The sequence below is a fragment of the Bifidobacterium miconisargentati genome, from assembly GCF_019331675.1.
In the GTDB taxonomy this organism is placed as follows: domain Bacteria; phylum Actinomycetota; class Actinomycetes; order Actinomycetales; family Bifidobacteriaceae; genus Bifidobacterium; species Bifidobacterium miconisargentati.
In genome coordinates this window covers 87,630-105,115 of sequence record NZ_JAHBBJ010000003.1, presented here as the reverse complement: position 1 = coordinate 105,115, position 17,486 = coordinate 87,630, and the positions used below count along the sequence as shown (strand labels likewise).

Here is a 17,486-nt window from a genome sequence, read left to right as displayed (position 1 = left end):
GATTCAGGCCTTGATAAGGGCGTCCAGCGAGTCCAGGGCCTCATCGATGGCACGAGCTTCACGGGCGTCCTCCGCCTCGTGGTAGGTGCGTTCGTCAAAGGGCTCCTCGTGCGCGGCGGGCAGCAGCACGCCGCGGGCCGTATCGGCATCATGGAAGCGCTCCACCGATGATATCGACGCCGGCTTCAAACCCTTCGGCCGGCTTTCGTCGGCACGGTTCGCGCTTGCGGAACGGCGTCCGACCAGTTCGGACAGGTCGGTGGGCAGCGAATCGACCAGGGCGTCCACGGCGGCCCGTGCGGCGGCCTCGGCGGCGGCTTCGTCCAGCATCGGCGTGTGAGCCTCATGAGGCGTGCTGCCGTATTCCCCGGTGCCGTCGGCTTCCGCGGCCCCGGCGGTCTGCGAATCGTGCTGCGCGGCGGCCGTCGCCTGCGCGATCGCCTGCGCGATGCGCTCGGACGCCTCCTGCACGGCCCTGGTGACCTCGTCCGTGATGACCACGGAATTGAGTGCCCTCAGCAGCCCGGAATCATGCTGGGTAGGCGGCTGGCCGGATCCGGCGTCGCGGCTGGTGTGGGAATCGGTGTCAGGCACATCGGCACCAAACGCACCGGCCGCACCTGCCTCGGCACTCACGCCAGCCCCGGACGACTGCCGCATCGCAACCTTGCGGGCCTCCTCGGCCGCCTTCCTCGCGGCCTTTTCGGCGGCCAGACGCTCCTTTTCGGCCTTCTCGGCCGCTTCGAGATCGAAGACCTGCTGCTGTGCCTCGATGCGCGCACGCTGGGCCGCGGCCATGATGCCCAGCGCCTGCTGCCGCTCGTTCTCCACACGGCGCAGCGTGGCCTCGGCATGACGGATGTTCGCGTCGGCCGAGCTCAGTGTGTACTTCGCGGCCGCCAGCTTGGTCTTCGGCTGCCACAGATGCTCGATCTCCTCCAACGTGCGGCCCATCGTCTCCGGCACCAGCGTGATGATGCCGAGCAGGCAGATCAGGTTCAGCACGCCGAACAACGCGAATGACGTGCCGCCGCCAAGTCCGTCGATCATGAGCGGCGTGAACTGCGCGATGATCCAGTTGGCGAACAGCAGGCACATCACGCACAGGCCGGTCGCGCGGCCGCGCAGGTACGTGGGGAACAGTTCGGGGATGACGATCCATGGGATCGGGCCCATCGAGAAGGCGAACGAGACGGTGAACGCCATCACGAACACAAGCGCGAGCAGCGAACTGTCCAGCATGTAGGCGACGGAGATGCACAGCGCGAACACGCACATCATGCCGGTGCCCACCTCCATGAGCCGCTTGCGGCCGAAGGTGTCGATGAGGTACATGCCCACCACGGTGGCCACCAGCTCCACGCCACCCACGCTCGCGGCCGTGAGGAATTCGGTGTCGCCGCCAAAGCCGAGCTTGGCGAACATGACCGGGCCGTAGTAGGAGATGGCGCTCATGCCGACGAACTGGTTGAACACCGCCAGGAAGATGCCGATGGCCAGCGCGCGCCGCAGTCCCGGACGGAACAGGTCGTGGAATTCGCTGGACATTTCGTTCTCCAGCTTCACGGAGGCGCGGATGTCGTCGGTGCGCAGGCGTGCGCGTTCGGTGCCGAGGATGTGCTCAAGCACCGCGAAGCCCTCGTCGGTCTTGCCGACCTGGATAAGGAAACGCGGGCTTTCGGGGGCACGGGTCATCGCCAGCAGGAACGCGGCGGCCGGAATCGCGCCGAGCCCCAGCATCCAGCGCCAGCCGGTGCTGATGTCCCAGCCGCTCGACCCGTAGGAGGCGATGATGTAGTTGATGACGTTGGTCAGGAAGATGCCGCACACCGCGAGCAGCTGGTAGGAGAAGGACAGCAGTCCGCGGATGTTTGTGGGCGCCGATTCGGTGATGTAGGTGACGGCCAGCGCCGAGGTCAGGCCGATGCCGTAGCCGCCGACCACGCGGGCCACGATGAGGTCGATGGGCCCGAAGGTCAGCGCGCTCCAGATGGCCGCGACGAAGAAGAACGCGCCGCCGATGATGAGGATCCGCCGCCTGCCGAACCGGTCGGACAGGAAGCCGGCGGTCGCCGCGCCGATGACGGCGCCCACCATGATGGAGGAGATCACGAGTCCCTCCATCAACGTGCTGAGCCCGTAGCGGAAACGCAGGAATTCGATGGCGCCGGAGATGGACACCGTGTCGTAGCCGTATAACAGGCCCGCGAGGCCGGCGCTCAACGCCAGACCGAAGGTGTATTTGCCCGATCCATGGGCACGAATGGTCGTTCCCAAAGGATTCCGCTGTTTTTTGGCAGCTTGAAACAGGCCCGCCATGCGCTCTCTTCCTCTCAACCGCAACAAGGGGGTACCCGACCATCATAGACATCGGGGGAGTAGGAGGCCAGAGGATTCCAAAAATGCTGTGAGCGTTCACAACGTGTGGCCGGTCCGGTGCCGGTGATGCGCTTGCGACACGCCTGATTGACAGGATGATACACAGGTGTATCATCGTAAATGTGTTTGGTACACAGCTGTACCACCAAACGCATCAGGAAACAGGGTGCAATCGCCGGAGAAGGTACTCCGGCCAGCCCAGGAGGAGACAATCATGCGCAACGTCAAGAAGGTTCTCGCGGCGACGGCAGCCGTGGCCACGCTCGTCAGCATCGCGGCCTGCGGCAGCGGTTCGGACGGCAACAGCAGCGCCAACAAGGGCGACGCCGACAAGGCCGAGCTGGTGTTCTGGGGCTGGGACTCCGGCAACTCCATGAAGGACATCATCGCCGGCTTCGAGAAGGCCAACCCCGGCATCACCGTGAAGTTCAACAACACCGGTACCGCCGAGAAGACCTCCACCGCCCTGTCCAACGCCATCGCCGCCGGCAACGGCGCCCCGGACGTCGTGATGCTGGAGGATCCGACCGTCACCCAGTTCGCCGTCACCGACGGCCTCGTGGATCTGAGCGAGTACGGTGCGGACAAGCTTGCGGATGATTTCGCCGCCGGCCCGTGGAACAAGCTGCAGTACAACGGCAAGCCGTACGCCCTGCCCATCGATTCCGGCCCGGAGATGTTCTTCTACAACAAGGCCGTGTTCGACAAGGCCGGCGTCGACGGCGAATCCATCAAGACCTGGGACGACTACTACGAGGCCGCCAAGAAGATCCGCGCCACCGGTTCCTACATCACCAACCTGGCAGGCACCTCCAACGACTACCAGCCGTTCACCGCGCAGGTCTGGCAGGCCGGTGCCCAGCCGTGGAAGGTCGATGGCGAGAAGATCACCATCAACATGACCAAGGACGAGGGCATGCAGCGCTACATCAAGTTCGTCCAGAAGCTCATCGATGAGGACCTCGTGGACACCAAGACCCCGAACTGGTCCGACGACTGGAACCGCGAGCTCAACGACGGCACCATCGCATCCCTGACCATCGGCGCCTGGATGCCGATCAACCTCATGACCGGCGCCCCGGACCAGGCCGGCAACTGGCGTGTGGCCCAGCTGCCGCAGTGGGAGGAAGGCCAGGAGGTCTCCGCCGAGGACGGCGGCTCCGCGCTCGCGGTCGTCAAGCTCTCCAAGAACCAGGCCGCGGCCTACAAGTTCATCGAGTACATGACCCACGGTGACGGCGCCCAGACGATGGCCGACACCGGCACCTTCCCGTCCCTGAAGAAGATCCTGCAGTCCGACTCCTTCACCGACCCCACCACCGAGGCCAACAAGAAGACCAACGACTACTTCGGCGGCCAGAACGTGAACGAGGTGCTCTCCGCCGCGGCCCAGCGCCCGACCGAGAAGTTCCAGTACCTGCCGTACAACCCGTACGCGCAGACCGCCTACGGCGACGAGGTCTCCAAGGCCTACTCCGGCGACATCACCCTGGAACAGGCGCTGGAGAACTACGGCAAGAAGCTCGCCGAGCAGGGCGAGCAGCAGGGCTACACCGTCACCCTCAAGTAGGATTCACGCCGGCGCGAGCTGGACAACAGGAGCGGGGATACTCCCCAGTATCCCCGCTCCTTTCATGCCCGGAAGGCTGAAGGAAAAGGAAAAACAATGTCGCAAACAGTAGGCGTGAGCCCGGAGATGGCGGGCCTGCACACGCCCGAGGCCCGTATCAACAAGCACAAGGCCGATTGGCGTGGATGGAAGTTCATGTGGCCGTTCGCGGTGGTGTTCGTATTCGTGTTCATCATCCCGATCGTGTACGCCATCTACATTTCGTTCTTCAAGAAGCAGATGATCGGCGGCACCAAGTTCGTCGGACTCGAGAACTACACCCGCCTGTTCGTGGACCAGCAGTTCTGGAGCTCGGTCGGCCGCGTGGCCCTGTTCACGGTGGTGCAGGTGCCGATCATGCTCTTCCTCGCGGCCGCGATGGCGCTCGCCCTGGACTCCATGAAACTGCACGGCACCAAGTTCTTCCGCATCTCCACGTTCCTGCCCTACGCGGTGCCTGCGGTGGTCTCGACCATGATCTGGGGCTTCGTGTACGGCGCGAAGTACGGCCTGGTCGGCTCGTTCAACGACTTCTTCGGCACGAACATCGACGTGCTGAAGCCTTCGGTGCTGCTGGCCGCGATCGGCAACATCAACACGTGGGAGTTCACGGGTTACAACATGCTGATCTTCTATTCGTCGCTCTCCACGATTCCGCATTCGCTGTATGAGGCGGCTTCCATCGACGGCGCTTCCGAATGGCAGATCGTCAAGAAGATCAAGCTGCCCGAACTGCGCGGCTCGCTGGCCATCACGGTGATCTTCTCGATCATCGGCAGCTTCCAGCTGTTCAACGAGCCTTCCATCCTGCAGAACATGGTGCCCGGCAACGCGATCACGACGTACTACACGCCGAACATGTACGCCTACAACCTGAGCTTCACCGGCAACCAGTCCAACTACGCGGCCGCCTTGGCCATCACCATGGCCGTGATCACGATGGCCATCGCCTACGCCGTGCAGCTCAAGAGCATGAAGGAGCAGATGAAGTGATGCGCCGAATGCCCGTGATGACCGTCGAACCCGTTGATGCCGATACTAAGGAGCGTGCGTGATGAGTAGCGCGACCATGGCCTCCGGCCGAATGACCGAAGCCGAACTCAGGGCCCAGGAGAAGGCCGCCAGGAAGGCCGAGAAGGAACGTCAGAAGCGCATCGCCGCCGACGAAAAGGCCGAACGCAAGCGCGCCGAGAAATCCGGCTTCGCGAACGTCAACAACCCGAGGCGTTCGGCTTTGATGACCGTGATCTGCGCGATCTTCGCGGTCTACTGCCTCTTCCCGTTCGTCTACCTGGCGATCAACGCCACGAAGACGCAGGCCGACTTCACGAGTACGTTCGGTCTCGGTTTCGGCAAGACCTTCGCCCTGTGGGACAACATTGTCACGGTGTTCACCTACCAGGACGGCATCTTCGGCCGCTGGTTCATCAACACCATCCTGTACGTGCTGGTCGGCGCGGGCGGCGCGACTTTGCTGGCGATCATGGGCGGCTACGCGCTCGCCAAGTTCCGCTTCCCCGGCCGCAAGCTGGTGTTCGCGGTGATCATCGGAGCGATTTCCGTGCCGGGCATCGCCCTGGCCGTGCCGCAGTTCCTGCTGTTCGCCAAGCTCAACCTCACCAACACCCCGTGGGCCATGATCATCCCCTCGCTGGTGTCCACGTTCGGCCTGTACCTCATGTGGATTTTCAGTGACCAGGCCGTGCCGGACGAACTGCTGGAGGCCGCCCGCGTGGACGGCGCCGGCGAGTTCCGCACCTTCTTCCAGATCTCGCTGCCGCTGCTCGCGCCTGGCATCGTGACGACCGCTTTGTTCACGATCGTGGCGACGTGGAACAACTACTTCCTGCCGTTGATCATGTTGAAGGATTCCAATTGGTATCCGTTGACGATCGGCTTGAACCAGTGGAAGGACCAGGCGAGTACGGCCGGTGGCCAGGCGATCCAGAACCTGGTGATCACGGGTTCGTTGATCACGATTATTCCTCTGGTGATCGCGTTCCTGTGCCTGCAGAAGTATTGGCAGTCCGGTTTGGCGGCCGGCGCCGTCAAGGAGTAGTGGGATCGGCCTTGCGGCCGATGCCGTGTTTCCCGCGGGCTTCCGCCTGCTCTTCTGCTACCCCTCAGTCCGCCTGCGGCGTCCAGCTCCCCTGGCAAGGGGAGCCGAGCCTTACCTGTGCAGGCCTCGGCCCCCTCTGACGAGGGGGCTCCCGCGAAGCGGGTGGGGGAGAGAAGAGGAGCAGTCCGCAAGGCCTGTGGAACCCACAGCATCGGCCACCGGCCGATTCCATCCTCCGCGCACAACCCCCAAAACCCATCCAGCAAAGGACTTGTGATTCCCATGACCGAACGCAGATCGTTCAAGTGGCCGGCGTTGCTGACCCCGACCGGTCGAGGCATCGCCTTCGGCGGCGACTACAACCCGGACCAGTGGCCGGACGAGGTCATCGACGAAGACATCCGTCTCATGCGACAGGCGCACGTCAACACGGTCGCCCTGGCCATCTTCAGCTGGGACCGTATCGAACCGTGCGAAGGCGAGTTCACGTTCGACTGGCTGGACATGGTGATCGACAAGCTCGGCGCCGCCGGCATCGCCGTGGACCTGGCCTCGGCCACGGCCTCCGCGCCGATCTGGCTATACGCCAAGCACCCCGAGGTCCTGCCCGTCGACCGGTACGGACACACCGTCAATGCGGGCTCCCGTCAGTCCTGGCAGCCCACGAGCCCGGTGTTCAAGGAATACGCGCTCACCCTGTGCCGCAAGCTCGCCGAGCACTACAAGGACAACCCGACCGTCACCGCATGGCACATGGGTAACGAATACGGCTGGAACAACCGGTACGACTACTCGGACAACGCCCTCGCCGCGTTTCGCGCGTGGTGCGAGTCCAAGTACGGCACCATCGAGGCGCTCAACGAGGCCTGGGGCACCGCGTTCTGGTCCCAGCACGTCAACGACTTCGGCGAGGTCCAACTGCCGCGCCACATGGGCGGTGACGCGATGGTCAACCCCGCCCAACAGCTCGACTACGAGCGTTTCGGCAACGACATGCTCCTCGACTTCTACAAGGCCGAACGCGACGCCATCGAGGAGATCTGCCCCGGCAAGCCGTTCACCACGAACTTCATGGTCTCCACCGACCAGTGCACCATGGACTACGCCCAGTGGGCGAACGAGGTCGATTTCGTGTCCAACGACCACTACTTCCATGAGGGCGAATCCCATCTGGACGAGCTCGCCTGCTCGGACGCGCTCATGGATTCACTGGCCCTCGGCAAGCCGTGGTACGTGATGGAGCACTCCACGTCCGCGGTCCAGTGGAAACCGCTCAACACCCGCAAACGCCACGGCGAACTCGTACGCGATTCCCTGGCTCATGTGGCCATGGGCGCCGATGCCATCAACTTCTTCCAATGGCGGCAGTCGGCGTCCGGCGCGGAGGCGTTCCATTCCGCGATGGTGCCCCACGCCGGCGAGGATTCCAAGGTGTTCCGCGGCGTGTGCGAGCTCGGCGGCATCCTCGAGACTCTGTCTGAGGCCGGCCTGCAGGGCACCGAACTCGAGCATGCGGACACGGCCATCCTGTTCAGCGCGGAGTCCGAATGGGCCACCCGTTCCGAGACCCTGCCCAGCATGAAGCTCAACCACTGGCACGACGTGCGCGACTGGTACCGGGGACTCCTGGACGCCGGCCGCCGCGCCGACGTGGTGCCGCTCGCCTACGACTGGTCCGGCTACCGCACCATCGTCCTGCCCACCGTGATCGCCCTGTCCGACCAGGACGTCCGTCGCATCGCCGACTTCGCGAAGCGCGGCGGCACCGTCGTCATCGGCTACGCCACCGGACTGATCGACGAACGCTTCCACATCGGCCTCGGCGGCTACCCCGGTGCCGGTGGCGGGCTCCTGTGCGAGATGCTCGGCATCCGAAGCGAGGAATTCAACATCCTCGGCCCCGAAGCCGAGGACGAACCAGCCGAAATCCGCCTATCCAACGGACTGACCACCCGCCTATGGCAGAACGACGTGACCTCCCTCGCCCCGGACACCCACGTCATCGCCACCTACCAAGGCCCCGAAGCCGAGGATTGGGAGCTCGACGGCACCCCCGCCATCACCAGCCATCCGTACGGCACCGGCACCGCCGTCTACATCGGCTGCGACCTCGACCGTCACGACATCGCGAAACTCGTCGGCCTGCTGCCTGCGTTCGGCGACGAACCGGACGGCGAACCGGACACCGGCATGGCACAGGCATCCGACCCTCGCGTCCTGCACACCGTCCGCCGTTCCACGGACGGTACCGTCCGATTCGACTTCTACCTCAACCGCACCACGCAGCCGGTCGAGCTGAAGGACGTCGCCGGGGAGCCGGTGCTCGCCCACCGGTGTGAGCGCGGCCCGGAAGCGGGCGGATATACGCTGGCGCGGAACGCCGTGCTCGTCATGAGGCAGGTAGAATAGCGACGTTACCGGAAAGCTCCGCTGCACCGATATCGACGGCCCCATCCCGGCTCCCCTGTCGAGAGCCGGCGGCGAAAGACGACCGAGGGGCGGGCCCGTTGGGATTCATGCCGATATCGGCTCGACGGAGCCCACCAACTGCCTCGTATCGTATGGAGGGCCTCGCGTGAGCAGGATGAAGTCGGACACCAAGAAGCGCGTCACGCTGCGTGATGTGGCGCAAGCCGCGGGCGTCTCGCTGAAAACCGCCTCGAACGTGATCAACGACTCCGGCCGCATGAGCGAGGAGACCCGCGCCAAAGTGGAGCAGGTGATCAGGGAGCTCGGCTACCAGGTCAACGTGGCCGCCCGCAACCTCAACCGCAACCACACCGGATTCATCACGCTCGCCGTGCCCTCGCTCACGCCGCCGTACCTCGCCGAGCTCGCCAACCGCATCATCGACGCCGCCCGCCAGCACGGGTATTCGGTATACGTGACCACGTACGCGGAAGGGTCGGCCAAAGGCGCGCGCGACCTGCTGCAGAAGTTCAACTCCACCGTATCCGACGGCATGATCCTGTCGATGAGCGAGGTGGAGAACATCACCCGCGAGGATCTGGACGTCGATTTTCCGCTGGTGGTGGTCGGTGCCCGCACCACATGGGGCGTGGCCGACCATGTGACGCCGGACGATGTGGCCGCCGCCGCCACGGCCGCCGGATACCTGTACGACCATGGCTCCTCGCGTCTCGCCGTGGTTGGCGCGCGCGGCGCCTACGATGAGGCAAGCCTGCTGAAGGCGGTCGAAGGCAACGCGCAACTGCGTCTGCGCGGCGTCATCGAGGAGACGCATCGCCGCGGTCTCGCCATCGATCCGCGGCTCATCGGCGCCACCGAACAGGACTGGACGATCGGTGCGGGTGCCCGTGTGACCCAGCAGCTCATCGATTCGGGCGTGCCGTTCGACGGCGTGGTGGCGCTGAACGACCAGCTGGCCATCGGTGCGCTCACCGCGCTGCGCATCTCGGGGCACGCGGTGCCTGAACAGGTGCAGGTGATCGGCTTCGACAACATCGAGGAGGCCCCCTACCTCCAGATTCCGCTCACCACGATGGATTCGCGACTCGACTGGACCGCGCCCACCGCCGTCGAACGCATCCTCGGCCGCATCCGCGGCGACATCACCAGCCCCGAACTGCTCACCACCCAATCGCGGGTCATCGCCCGCGCCTCCACACGCTGACCGTGTACAGTGGCGTGTAGTTGAAGCAATGAAGGAGCATCGCATCATGACCAACGGTCACATCAACCCCGCCAACGTGCCGGACATCGCCCTGAAGGACGGCCATTCGATCCCGCAGGTCGGCCTGGGTGTGCTGCGCATCGACGACGAGGGTGTCGAGCCGGTCGTCGAATCCGCGCTGGAAGCCGGCTACCGTCACATCGACGGCGCCGCCGGATACAACAACGAGGCCGGCGTGGGCCGTGCGCTCGCCGCCACCGGCTACAACAAGGGCGCCAAGCGCGAGACGCTGTGGGTCACCACCAAGCTGCGCGACTCCCAGCAGGGCTACGACTCCGCCCTGCGCGCCTTCGAGGACTCCCTGACCAAGCTCCAGCTCGATTACGTGGACATGTACATGATCCACTGGCCCACTCCGTTCGACTGGCGCAGCAGCGAAACCTGGAAGGCGTTCATCAAGCTGCGCAACGAAGGATTCGCCCGCACGCTCGGCGTGTGCAACTTCATGCCCGCCGACCTGAAGCGACTGCATGAGGAGACCGGCTCCTGGCCGGCCGTCAACCAGATCGAGCTGCACCCCACCTGGCAGCAGCGCGAAGTGGTGGACTTCTGCAAGGAACACGGCATCGCGGTGGAGGCCTACTCGCCGATGGCCCGCGGCGCCGACCTCAACGCCGGCGACGGCACCATCGCGCGCATCGCCGAGGCTCATGGCGTCAGCCCTGCCCAGGCGATTCTGCGCTGGCATATCGAGAACGGCACGATCATCATCCCCAAGTCCGTGCACGCCGAGCGTCAGAAGGAGAACCTGGACCTGTTCGGCTTTGCCCTGACCGCCGAGGAGCACGCCGCCATCGACGCGCTCGACGGCCCGACTCGCGCCGGCCACGACCCCGCCACCTTTACCTACGCCTGATAGATGGCCTTTTCTTGGCTCCCCTTGAAGGACATGGTTGTGAAGCAAACAGTCCAGTGGACTGTTTGTAGACCATGTGTGAGCTGATAGGCGAACCAAGGAAGCTCAGGCGCAGCCTGTCCTTAATTACGAACGAGCTGGCGCCGAAGGCGACTGAGGGGTAGTCCCACGAGGCTCGGCAACTGTTTTCGATGGTGGTGATTGATGGCACGACGTCGTAATGCGCATTTCCGCCGCGGTTTCAACGCCTCCAATCCGTTGGAGCGCGTGCTGATCCTGCTGGTGCTCGCCGCCGTGATCGGCGTGACCGTGGGCCTGATGCTGCCGCAGGTCAGTTCCGATGCGGCCCGCATCACCGGCGGCTACACGGCCACCGGTTCGGCCGCCGACACCCTGAACCGTCTCATCGTGGACGACAACCAGGACGCCTCCGGCTACGACCGTGACTCCTTCGGCTTCCGCGAGGAGGACACGGACGGCAACGGTTGCGACGCCCGCGAGGATGTGCTCGCCCGCGACCTGACGGACGTGCAGTACAAGTACGCCGGCTCATGCGAGGTCGTCTCCGGTACCCTCGACGATCCGTACACCGGCAAGACCATCCACTTCGTGCGCGGCCGCACCACCAGCGCCAAGGTCCAGATCGACCATGTGGTGGCGCTCGAAAACGCCTGGCAGTCCGGCGCGCGCGACTGGAGCACCGCGGAACGTCGCCAGTTCGGCAACGACCAGTACAACCTGCTCGCCGTGGACGGTCCCGCCAATCAGGAGAAGGGCTCCGCCTCAGCGGCCTATTGGCTGCCCACCAACTCCGGCTACCGCTGTGATTACGTGGCCCGCCAGATCGGCGTCAAGGACAAGTACCATCTCACCGTCACCTCCGCCGAAAAGGACGCCATGCTCGCCGTCCTCCACAACTGCCCCGGCCAGGCCGTACCCGAGGACCAGTGATTTTGGATGCTGACGATAGCCTGCGGGCCTGATGCTCGAGTTATACCTGTCTTTTACCTTGTCTCACGAAGTGCGCGAAGCGAACGGCTCCTGAACGCTCAAGCCGATTGCTCAAGTCGATGACATCCATCGGTGGATTGCGCCTCAGTCTGATGAGCCCGCGAAGGGATTCGGCGACGGCGTCGGTCTGTTGCTCGGCTAGCCAACACAGGAAATCGTCGGGACTTGTTGCGCGTAGTCGATATTGTTCCAAAATCGGCTGAGGGAAATCCTTGAGGTTGCGGGTCATGAGCAAGTCCGCGCCGCCGTTGAGAGCTGCGGCGAGCACATGTCGGTCGTTGGGGTCGGGCAGGCTGTATTGTCCGCAATCTTCTTCCGGAACTTCGATGGATGATTCCGGAAAAGCCTGATTCATAATGGCCAAACGTCGGCAAAAAGCCGGTTGCATGGCCGTTGGCAAGGTTCTACTTGCGGCTTGTCGGGCCTCATCCAATACTTTCTGTGACCAAAGAGGTAGGAAGAGTCGATGCTCCGCCAATGTCAGCATCACATCGGTCAACGTTATGGAATAGATGATGTTGGCATCAAGAAACACCGACAACATCGGACTGTTCTTTCCTTATCGCTGCGATGGCTCGCGTCGCTTCTTCCGGCAATGGTTCAGGAATGTCGTACAGTCCGTTGGATTCTCCGACTGAAACCATTTGGGTGAGTGCGGCGTTTTTTTGACTGCTGGTCGATCGTTGATATTCCAGCAAATCGTCAAGTTTGATTTTGCGGTGCTTTGAGGGCTTTGAGTAGGGGATGAGGCCGCGATCCAGCATTCTGACCAATGTTTGCCGTGATACGCCTAGAATCGTCGCAGCCTGTTCCGTGGACAAGGTCTGGTCGGCCGATTCGATGATGACGCTTTTCCCTTGGGAAAGTAGGACTGCGGTCTGTTGCACGACTTCTTTCAGCTGTGATGGGAGGGGTGATTCCACACCTTTCGCGTCACGGATGAAAATTTCTTCATCCAGGAGTCTGGCCGTGATGCCTTCCAGCAGTGACAGGTCTTCGATGTTCTTGGAAGGAAGAATCGCACGTGGAATGGTGAGTTCGTGTTCTGCGGTCATAGTGCACCTCCTTCGTCTATTATACCGACCAAAACATCCAAAACGACCAAAACGGTTGCTGATGCCGATGTTGATCGATGGCGGGTGGAGCTGTGCTATGGCATCGAGGCTGTTTGCGATGCTGGCGAAACACCGATTTGCCAGATCGGCAGGTTGTGGCATAATAAACAAGTTGCCTTTTGGTGACATGGATAAGTGTCCGAGCGGTCTAAGGAGCACGCCTCGAAAGCGTGTGAGGTTAACCCCTCCGCGAGTTCGAATCTCGCCTTATCCGCCTTCAGGGTTCCGAGGATATCCCCGGAACCCTTTGTTTATCTGCAAAACCCTTGCTATATCTAGGTTTTGTCATTTTGGACCTTCACCCCTAAAGTTCCTTGTAGCTCCTCGAAAGACCGTAAGAAACGGGGCGGAATGCGGGGCGTATTGGGTCTCCTCATGGAACTCGCCCCGTTAGATGGAGGTGATGATGTGTGCCGAGGAAGACAAGGCGGAGCGGTTTTGGACAGATAAAAGAACGCCGTATGGCTGCAGGTGTTGTATATCAGGCGAGCTACAACACTCCGGCGTGGGCATTCTCTGAGTATCGCGGACTATCGGAAAGGCAATACCAGACCTTCAGAGACCTATTACAGGCTCAAGGATGGTTGGCCGAGCAGCAGCGAAAGATCATTGCGGGTATTTGGACTCCGCCGGAGGTCGACAAGGCCAAAGCCGAAGCTCAGGGGGTGAAGTTCGCTGAATATGCTGGTGTTTGGGTCTCTAATCGGCATAAAGGCAATGGGGAACCGTTGTCGGAATCAACGAGAACCAAGTATCAGGAGCTGTTGAAGAATCACCTTCTCCCTTTCTTTGGAGGAATGACGGTGGTGTCTATCCTCCCTAAGGATGTTCAGCGTTGGTGGGACAGCTATGCCAAGCCTGTTGCGATTAGGGTCAAGGCGTATGAGTTGCTTTCAAGCATCATGCGGAGCGCTGAAAATGACCCCCTTAATGCTCAAGGAGACACTCTTATAGAGCGCTCACCATGCAGAATCAAGACAGCGTTACCGCCAAAGAAGCGTCGAGCCATCAACGTGGAGATTGCGGAGTTGGAGAAGCTGTATGAGGCCATGCCGGAAAGATTGCGTCTGTCCGTTTTTCTGGGTGGTGTCATGGGGCTGCGTCTTGGTGAGGTGTTGGCTCTGAGACGCTGTGATGTGAATCTGGGTGAGAGGACCCTCCACGTATGCGGCAGCGTCAAAGTACGTGAGAACAATGGAGTCAAAGAAGTGGTGCGGGGTACGACCAAGACGCCGAAAAGTGACCGAGTGCTGGATATTCCGGAGTACTTATGCCCGATGATTGAAGAGCACCTTCGCTCATTCGTTGGGAGGGAGAAGTCTGCGCCATTTTTCCCGGCTCGCCGTTCAAATGGCTTCATGAGAGAGAGCAGCTTCAACAACCGTTGGAGTATCGCGAAGGCATCTGTGGGATTGAGCGACGTTCGATTCCACGACCTGCGTCATACTGCCCTGCAACGTCTGGTTGAGCATGGTGCGAGTGTGAATCTCGTCATGGCCGTTGCCGGCCATAGCACCATGGCTACTGCGTCGGTGTATCAGGACAATGTCTCCGCTTCATATCGTCATGATGTGATGAATCGGGTGAACCGGCAGCTTGCGGATGAGCTGATGGAGCCATCAGAAAAGGACCTTGGGGAGCCGTTGCCTTCTCGGGACGACCCCGGTGAGGGCAGGGAGTTGGACGGGCTCCAGTCGCTCGTCAAGGATCTGGAGCAGATGGATTTGGATACACGCACAGCGGTACTTCTCAACTTAGAGGAGCAGAAGCGTAGTCGAGTATTGGCATCGTTCTCCAAGGAGACGCAGATACAGACGATGACCAGTCTGTTCGAAAAGGAGGCATGATTATTGCCGTGGCGCGGATTTAGGGCCTATGAAAAATATGGGCGGATAATCCGAGCATTGTGAACGGGTAAGAGGCTGATGTCTCAAGATTCGTTTTGCCTCAAACCCTTTTATTCCAATAATGGCGAGAATAACGCTATTGGCTGAATCAACGCTGACAATTGAATAATTGCGATAAAGTACTGACCAAGTCCTTGAGCGGTGACCAATTATTTGGAAATTGTGATGGGATAGCAAGAACCTGCTGAAGATAGGCGGTTGACACTTTGATGAAGTGTCCTCTGGCCGCTTCATCTTTATGCAGGAGGAATTCATGCATGATTATATAGGAGCGGTTGAGCCGCTTTCCGTGACTGTAGCACAAGCGGCTGAGCTCTTGGGCTTCAAAGACACCAAGAGTGTTTACCGTCTTATCCGTGAAGGGTATATCCGTGCCCGGAAATCCGGTCGCATTTATCTGGTTTCCTATGCGAGCCTTAAGAGCTACGTGGAGGGCAGATGATCATGACCAATCATGCCGACAAGCTCATCCCTGAAGATGAGAATGACGCTATGTCCAACGCGGCGGAGATTCGCGTGAAGGATGAGGAGTATGGCTCCTCTCATGGTCCTGATGGTTCTGTGCTGCCGGCTTTCTCTGGAGTTGCTTCCGGCGAAGTCGAATCCGGCCTGAATGATGGTGACGAAATGTCTGCTGCAACATCAGAGACAGTTGACGTCTCGTCCTTAGAGGGGCCATCGTCGATTCAAGTTGATGACGGTTCGAACAACCCCCGTCTGGATGCCGTGACCGAGAAAAGATTTTGGGATGCCCGAACATGGCTTCGACATGTCCATGATTATGCTCGTGCCATTCGAGTAAGTCCGGAAGGTCTTCTTGGAGCGGTACTTGTCAGGGTCAGCTCGATGATTCGCCCTTCCGTGGTGCTGAAGGTCACGGATTATGACAATCCTATGAGCCTGAACCTGAACGTGGCACTTGTGGGAGCTCCGGGAACAGGCAAAGGCAAACTGGTGAGTGCAGCTCGAAACCTCATTCCGCTTCCCTTGGGAAACCCGATGCTGGAACTAAAGCCGAAGACCGGTGAAAGCATCGTGTCCAAGTTCGTGTCGATGGTTCAAGACAAGGACGATAAGGGGAAGCCGATACCTAGACAATATCATCCGGAAATCCGTACTGATCGAGTGGAGCTGGTGCAGACTGAGGTCAATGCCCTAGGCGCTTCGTTCAAGACGGATGGCTCGACCATGCTGACGACCTTGCTTCAGGCATTCAGCAACGAGTACATCGGTGCTGAGACGAGAGCTAAGTCAAGCTCGGTTGTGTTGCCGCCCTACTCATACAGGCTGAGTTCCATTCTTGGTGTTCAGCCATCGGAGTCTCATGTCATATTCGACAATTCCAGTGTGGGCTTTGCCAGCCGATTCATCTTTGTGAACGCGATCGATACTGCTGCACCGGTTCAGCGTCCGCTGATGCCGAAAGATCAGTGGACGTGTGATTTGACCAGATTTGACAGCGTAGGCCTCTTTGCTGGTCTTCTTGACCTGCTGCAGGTAGGAGACAGGGAATCGCTTATCGATCCTGATAAGCAGTACCCCCTCATGGAGATGACGTTCCCCTCCAGTGCCAAGAAGCAGGCTGACCGTATGCAGCTGGAAGGGGTGCATGGGAGGATTCATGAACTTGATGCTCATCGACTTGAGCTTCAGGCCAAAGTGGCGGCACTCTTCTGCATCTTGGATTCACGCGATTTGAAGCGGAAGTGCAATGTCACGGCAAAGGATTGGACTCTTGCGGGAACATTCATGCTGATGTCCGACCGTGCGCGTGATTTCTGTCTGGAAGAAAGTGACCGATTGGAACAGGAACGTCGTGTCAAGAAGATTCGCGATGGACAGCTTGCCAAAAAGGCCGCTGACGCAGATATGAGTGAGCTTCACTTGCTGGAAACGGAGGACAAGATCATTCGGTGCCTTGAGGGGCATCCGGATGGATTATCTGGAGTGGATATCCGACGGAGAGTGAATAAGAAATGGAAGGAATGCGTGAAAGATGCTATTAAACGGCTGCATGAAGACCATAGATTGGAGCCGCTAAAGCGAGGTGGTAGCGCTGTCGTAATCTGGAAGCTGTCCTCAGAGGAATAAAATCTGACGTATACCTGTATACCTTGTATACTCGCCTCACGGTTGAGATGAATCGTCATTCTGTCTCAGACATATGTTGATGAGATAGAGGGGCAAATATACAAAGTATACGGGTATACAGATGCTTCTACTTTGTCACGCATCAACAAAATGTTGCGAGCCGGTCGAGTCTTATCTCGCGTGAGTTCTTAAATTAGTTGATTCGACTTGAGGAACGCCAAGGATGCCGAGGACCGTGGGCTCGACTGAACCATGCGCCATATTCCTCAGATATACCGTGAAACGGTATCGAGTCTATGGTGCACGGAGAACAACGGTGTCATACGTGTTATTAATTAACGGGCATGCAAATCAGGCCAAGGCTCAGGTAACAGTTCATCCAGAGTGACGTTAAGAACTTGGGCGATGGCCATGATGTTCCTCAGGCTGGGGTTTGCTGGTGTTCCCGGCATGGATTCGCCCTTCTCGAATTTCTGGTAGGTGTATCGGCTGAGACCGGCTTCGTAGGCAACGTGTTCCTGCGAGAAATTATGGGCCACTCGTAGCCGCTGCATATTAAGGCCCAGTTCCTGTGCATATTGGTTCCATGAACCTGTGGGTGTATTGCGCGGCATGCGCCACAAGATAGGGCCAGACGGTTTTGTATATGGCCTCCTATATATGGCAATATAAGGGTGAAAGGGATTGGGTGAGAACCATGTACTGCCGATTCTGTGGGGCAAAGCTGCCAGAAGATGCTGCATTCTGCGTGAAGTGCGGGAGAAA

14 protein-coding genes, 1 tRNA gene and 1 pseudogene are annotated in these 17,486 nt (G+C 60.3%); 12 read left to right on the top strand and 4 right to left on the bottom strand.

The genetic code is table 11. The annotated features are described in order from the left end of the window. Positions 1-3 precede the first annotated feature (3 nt). Positions 4-2,277 (bottom strand): sugar porter family MFS transporter, encoded by a 2,274-nt coding sequence (locus KIH81_RS02825; protein ID WP_236029197.1) that lies wholly within the window; start codon positions 2,275-2,277, stop codon positions 4-6. Positions 2,278-2,593: 316 nt separating this feature from the next. Between KIH81_RS02825 and KIH81_RS02820 the strand changes: the two genes are divergently transcribed. From KIH81_RS02820 to KIH81_RS02790, 7 genes are all read left to right on the top strand, one after another. Then, positions 2,594-3,949, top strand: coding sequence for an ABC transporter substrate-binding protein (locus KIH81_RS02820; protein ID WP_214303983.1), 1,356 nt, complete (start codon positions 2,594-2,596; stop codon positions 3,947-3,949). A gap of 96 nt (positions 3,950-4,045) precedes the next feature. Further along, positions 4,046-4,981, top strand: coding sequence for a carbohydrate ABC transporter permease (locus tag KIH81_RS02815; RefSeq protein ID WP_214303982.1), 936 nt, complete (start codon positions 4,046-4,048; stop codon positions 4,979-4,981). Between the two features lie 61 nt (positions 4,982-5,042). After that, complete coding sequence (locus KIH81_RS02810) at positions 5,043-6,047, top strand: ABC transporter permease subunit (protein ID WP_214303981.1); 1,005 nt, start codon at positions 5,043-5,045, stop codon at positions 6,045-6,047. A 282-nt stretch (positions 6,048-6,329) separates the two neighbouring features. Further along, on the top strand, positions 6,330-8,456 hold the full coding sequence (locus KIH81_RS02805; protein WP_214303980.1) for a beta-galactosidase: 2,127 nt from the start codon (positions 6,330-6,332) through the stop codon (positions 8,454-8,456). A gap of 175 nt (positions 8,457-8,631) precedes the next feature. Beyond that, positions 8,632-9,681, top strand: a complete 1,050-nt coding sequence (locus tag KIH81_RS02800) for a LacI family DNA-binding transcriptional regulator (RefSeq protein ID WP_214304065.1) — start codon at positions 8,632-8,634, stop codon at positions 9,679-9,681. A 46-nt stretch (positions 9,682-9,727) separates the two neighbouring features. Next, complete coding sequence (locus KIH81_RS02795; RefSeq protein ID WP_214303979.1) at positions 9,728-10,597, top strand: aldo/keto reductase; 870 nt, start codon at positions 9,728-9,730, stop codon at positions 10,595-10,597. A gap of 204 nt (positions 10,598-10,801) precedes the next feature. Continuing rightward, positions 10,802-11,548 carry an HNH endonuclease family protein gene (locus tag KIH81_RS02790; RefSeq protein WP_214303978.1) on the top strand — a complete coding sequence of 249 codons (747 nt, stop codon included), beginning with the start codon at positions 10,802-10,804 and terminating at the stop codon, positions 11,546-11,548. Between the two features lie 40 nt (positions 11,549-11,588). On the opposite strand, the gene KIH81_RS02785 is transcribed toward KIH81_RS02790, so the two are convergent. Further along, complete coding sequence (locus KIH81_RS02785) at positions 11,589-12,152, bottom strand: PIN domain-containing protein (protein ID WP_214303977.1); 564 nt, start codon at positions 12,150-12,152, stop codon at positions 11,589-11,591. Continuing rightward, complete coding sequence (locus tag KIH81_RS02780; RefSeq protein WP_214303976.1) at positions 12,133-12,663, bottom strand: helix-turn-helix domain-containing protein; 531 nt, start codon at positions 12,661-12,663, stop codon at positions 12,133-12,135. The genes KIH81_RS02785 and KIH81_RS02780 overlap by 20 nt, the downstream gene beginning before the upstream one ends. Before the next feature lie 189 nt (positions 12,664-12,852). Between KIH81_RS02780 and KIH81_RS02775 the strand changes: the two genes are divergently transcribed. The 4 genes from KIH81_RS02775 to KIH81_RS02760 all read left to right on the top strand — a co-directional run bounded on the left by KIH81_RS02775 (position 12,853) and on the right by KIH81_RS02760 (position 16,721). Beyond that, positions 12,853-12,937: transfer RNA gene (locus KIH81_RS02775), tRNA-Ser, on the top strand. 247 nt (positions 12,938-13,184) lie between these two features. Continuing rightward, a complete protein-coding gene (locus KIH81_RS02770) occupies positions 13,185-14,570 on the top strand; it encodes a tyrosine-type recombinase/integrase (protein ID WP_214303975.1) in 1,386 nt (461 codons plus the stop codon). Positions 14,571-14,868: 298 nt separating this feature from the next. Then, positions 14,869-15,072 carry a helix-turn-helix domain-containing protein gene (locus tag KIH81_RS02765; RefSeq protein WP_338024729.1) on the top strand — a complete coding sequence of 68 codons (204 nt, stop codon included), beginning with the start codon at positions 14,869-14,871 and terminating at the stop codon, positions 15,070-15,072. Continuing rightward, the gene (locus tag KIH81_RS02760; protein ID WP_214303973.1) at positions 15,069-16,721 is read left to right on the top strand and encodes a hypothetical protein; all 1,653 of its coding nucleotides are present in this window, start codon (positions 15,069-15,071) and stop codon (positions 16,719-16,721) included. Before KIH81_RS02765 ends, KIH81_RS02760 begins: the two co-directional genes overlap by 4 nt. A gap of 335 nt (positions 16,722-17,056) precedes the next feature. Here the strand turns inward: KIH81_RS02760 and KIH81_RS02755 are convergent, their stop codons facing one another. After that, positions 17,057-17,335 (bottom strand): helix-turn-helix domain-containing protein, encoded by a 279-nt coding sequence (locus tag KIH81_RS02755; protein ID WP_109056441.1) that lies wholly within the window; start codon positions 17,333-17,335, stop codon positions 17,057-17,059. Between the two features lie 32 nt (positions 17,336-17,367). On the opposite strand from KIH81_RS02755, the pseudogene KIH81_RS12325 reads away from it, so the two are divergent. Beyond that, positions 17,368-17,481: pseudogene (locus tag KIH81_RS12325) on the top strand (zinc-ribbon domain-containing protein); the annotation flags it as partial. Positions 17,482-17,486: the final 5 nt, after the last annotated feature.

Excerpts from the sequence above, each read along its gene's own strand:
- KIH81_RS02795 (WP_214303979.1), top strand. The coding sequence starts at position 9,728 with ATGACCAACGGTCACATCAACCCCGCCAACGTGCCGGACATCGCCCTG.
- KIH81_RS02765 (WP_338024729.1), top strand. The coding sequence starts at position 14,869 with ATGCAGGAGGAATTCATGCATGATTATATAGGAGCGGTTGAGCCGCTT.
- KIH81_RS02805 (WP_214303980.1), top strand. The coding sequence starts at position 6,330 with ATGACCGAACGCAGATCGTTCAAGTGGCCGGCGTTGCTGACCCCGACC.
- KIH81_RS02785 (WP_214303977.1), bottom strand. The coding sequence starts at position 12,152 with ATGTTGTCGGTGTTTCTTGATGCCAACATCATCTATTCCATAACGTTG.
- KIH81_RS02790 (WP_214303978.1), top strand. The coding sequence starts at position 10,802 with ATGGCACGACGTCGTAATGCGCATTTCCGCCGCGGTTTCAACGCCTCC.
- KIH81_RS02760 (WP_214303973.1), top strand. The coding sequence starts at position 15,069 with ATGATCATGACCAATCATGCCGACAAGCTCATCCCTGAAGATGAGAAT.
- KIH81_RS02815 (WP_214303982.1), top strand. The coding sequence starts at position 4,046 with ATGTCGCAAACAGTAGGCGTGAGCCCGGAGATGGCGGGCCTGCACACG.
- KIH81_RS02755 (WP_109056441.1), bottom strand. The coding sequence starts at position 17,335 with ATGCCGCGCAATACACCCACAGGTTCATGGAACCAATATGCACAGGAA.
- KIH81_RS02810 (WP_214303981.1), top strand. The coding sequence starts at position 5,043 with ATGAGTAGCGCGACCATGGCCTCCGGCCGAATGACCGAAGCCGAACTC.
- KIH81_RS02820 (WP_214303983.1), top strand. The coding sequence starts at position 2,594 with ATGCGCAACGTCAAGAAGGTTCTCGCGGCGACGGCAGCCGTGGCCACG.
- KIH81_RS02780 (WP_214303976.1), bottom strand. The coding sequence starts at position 12,663 with ATGACCGCAGAACACGAACTCACCATTCCACGTGCGATTCTTCCTTCC.
- KIH81_RS02800 (WP_214304065.1), top strand. The coding sequence starts at position 8,632 with ATGAAGTCGGACACCAAGAAGCGCGTCACGCTGCGTGATGTGGCGCAA.
- KIH81_RS02770 (WP_214303975.1), top strand. The coding sequence starts at position 13,185 with ATGGCTGCAGGTGTTGTATATCAGGCGAGCTACAACACTCCGGCGTGG.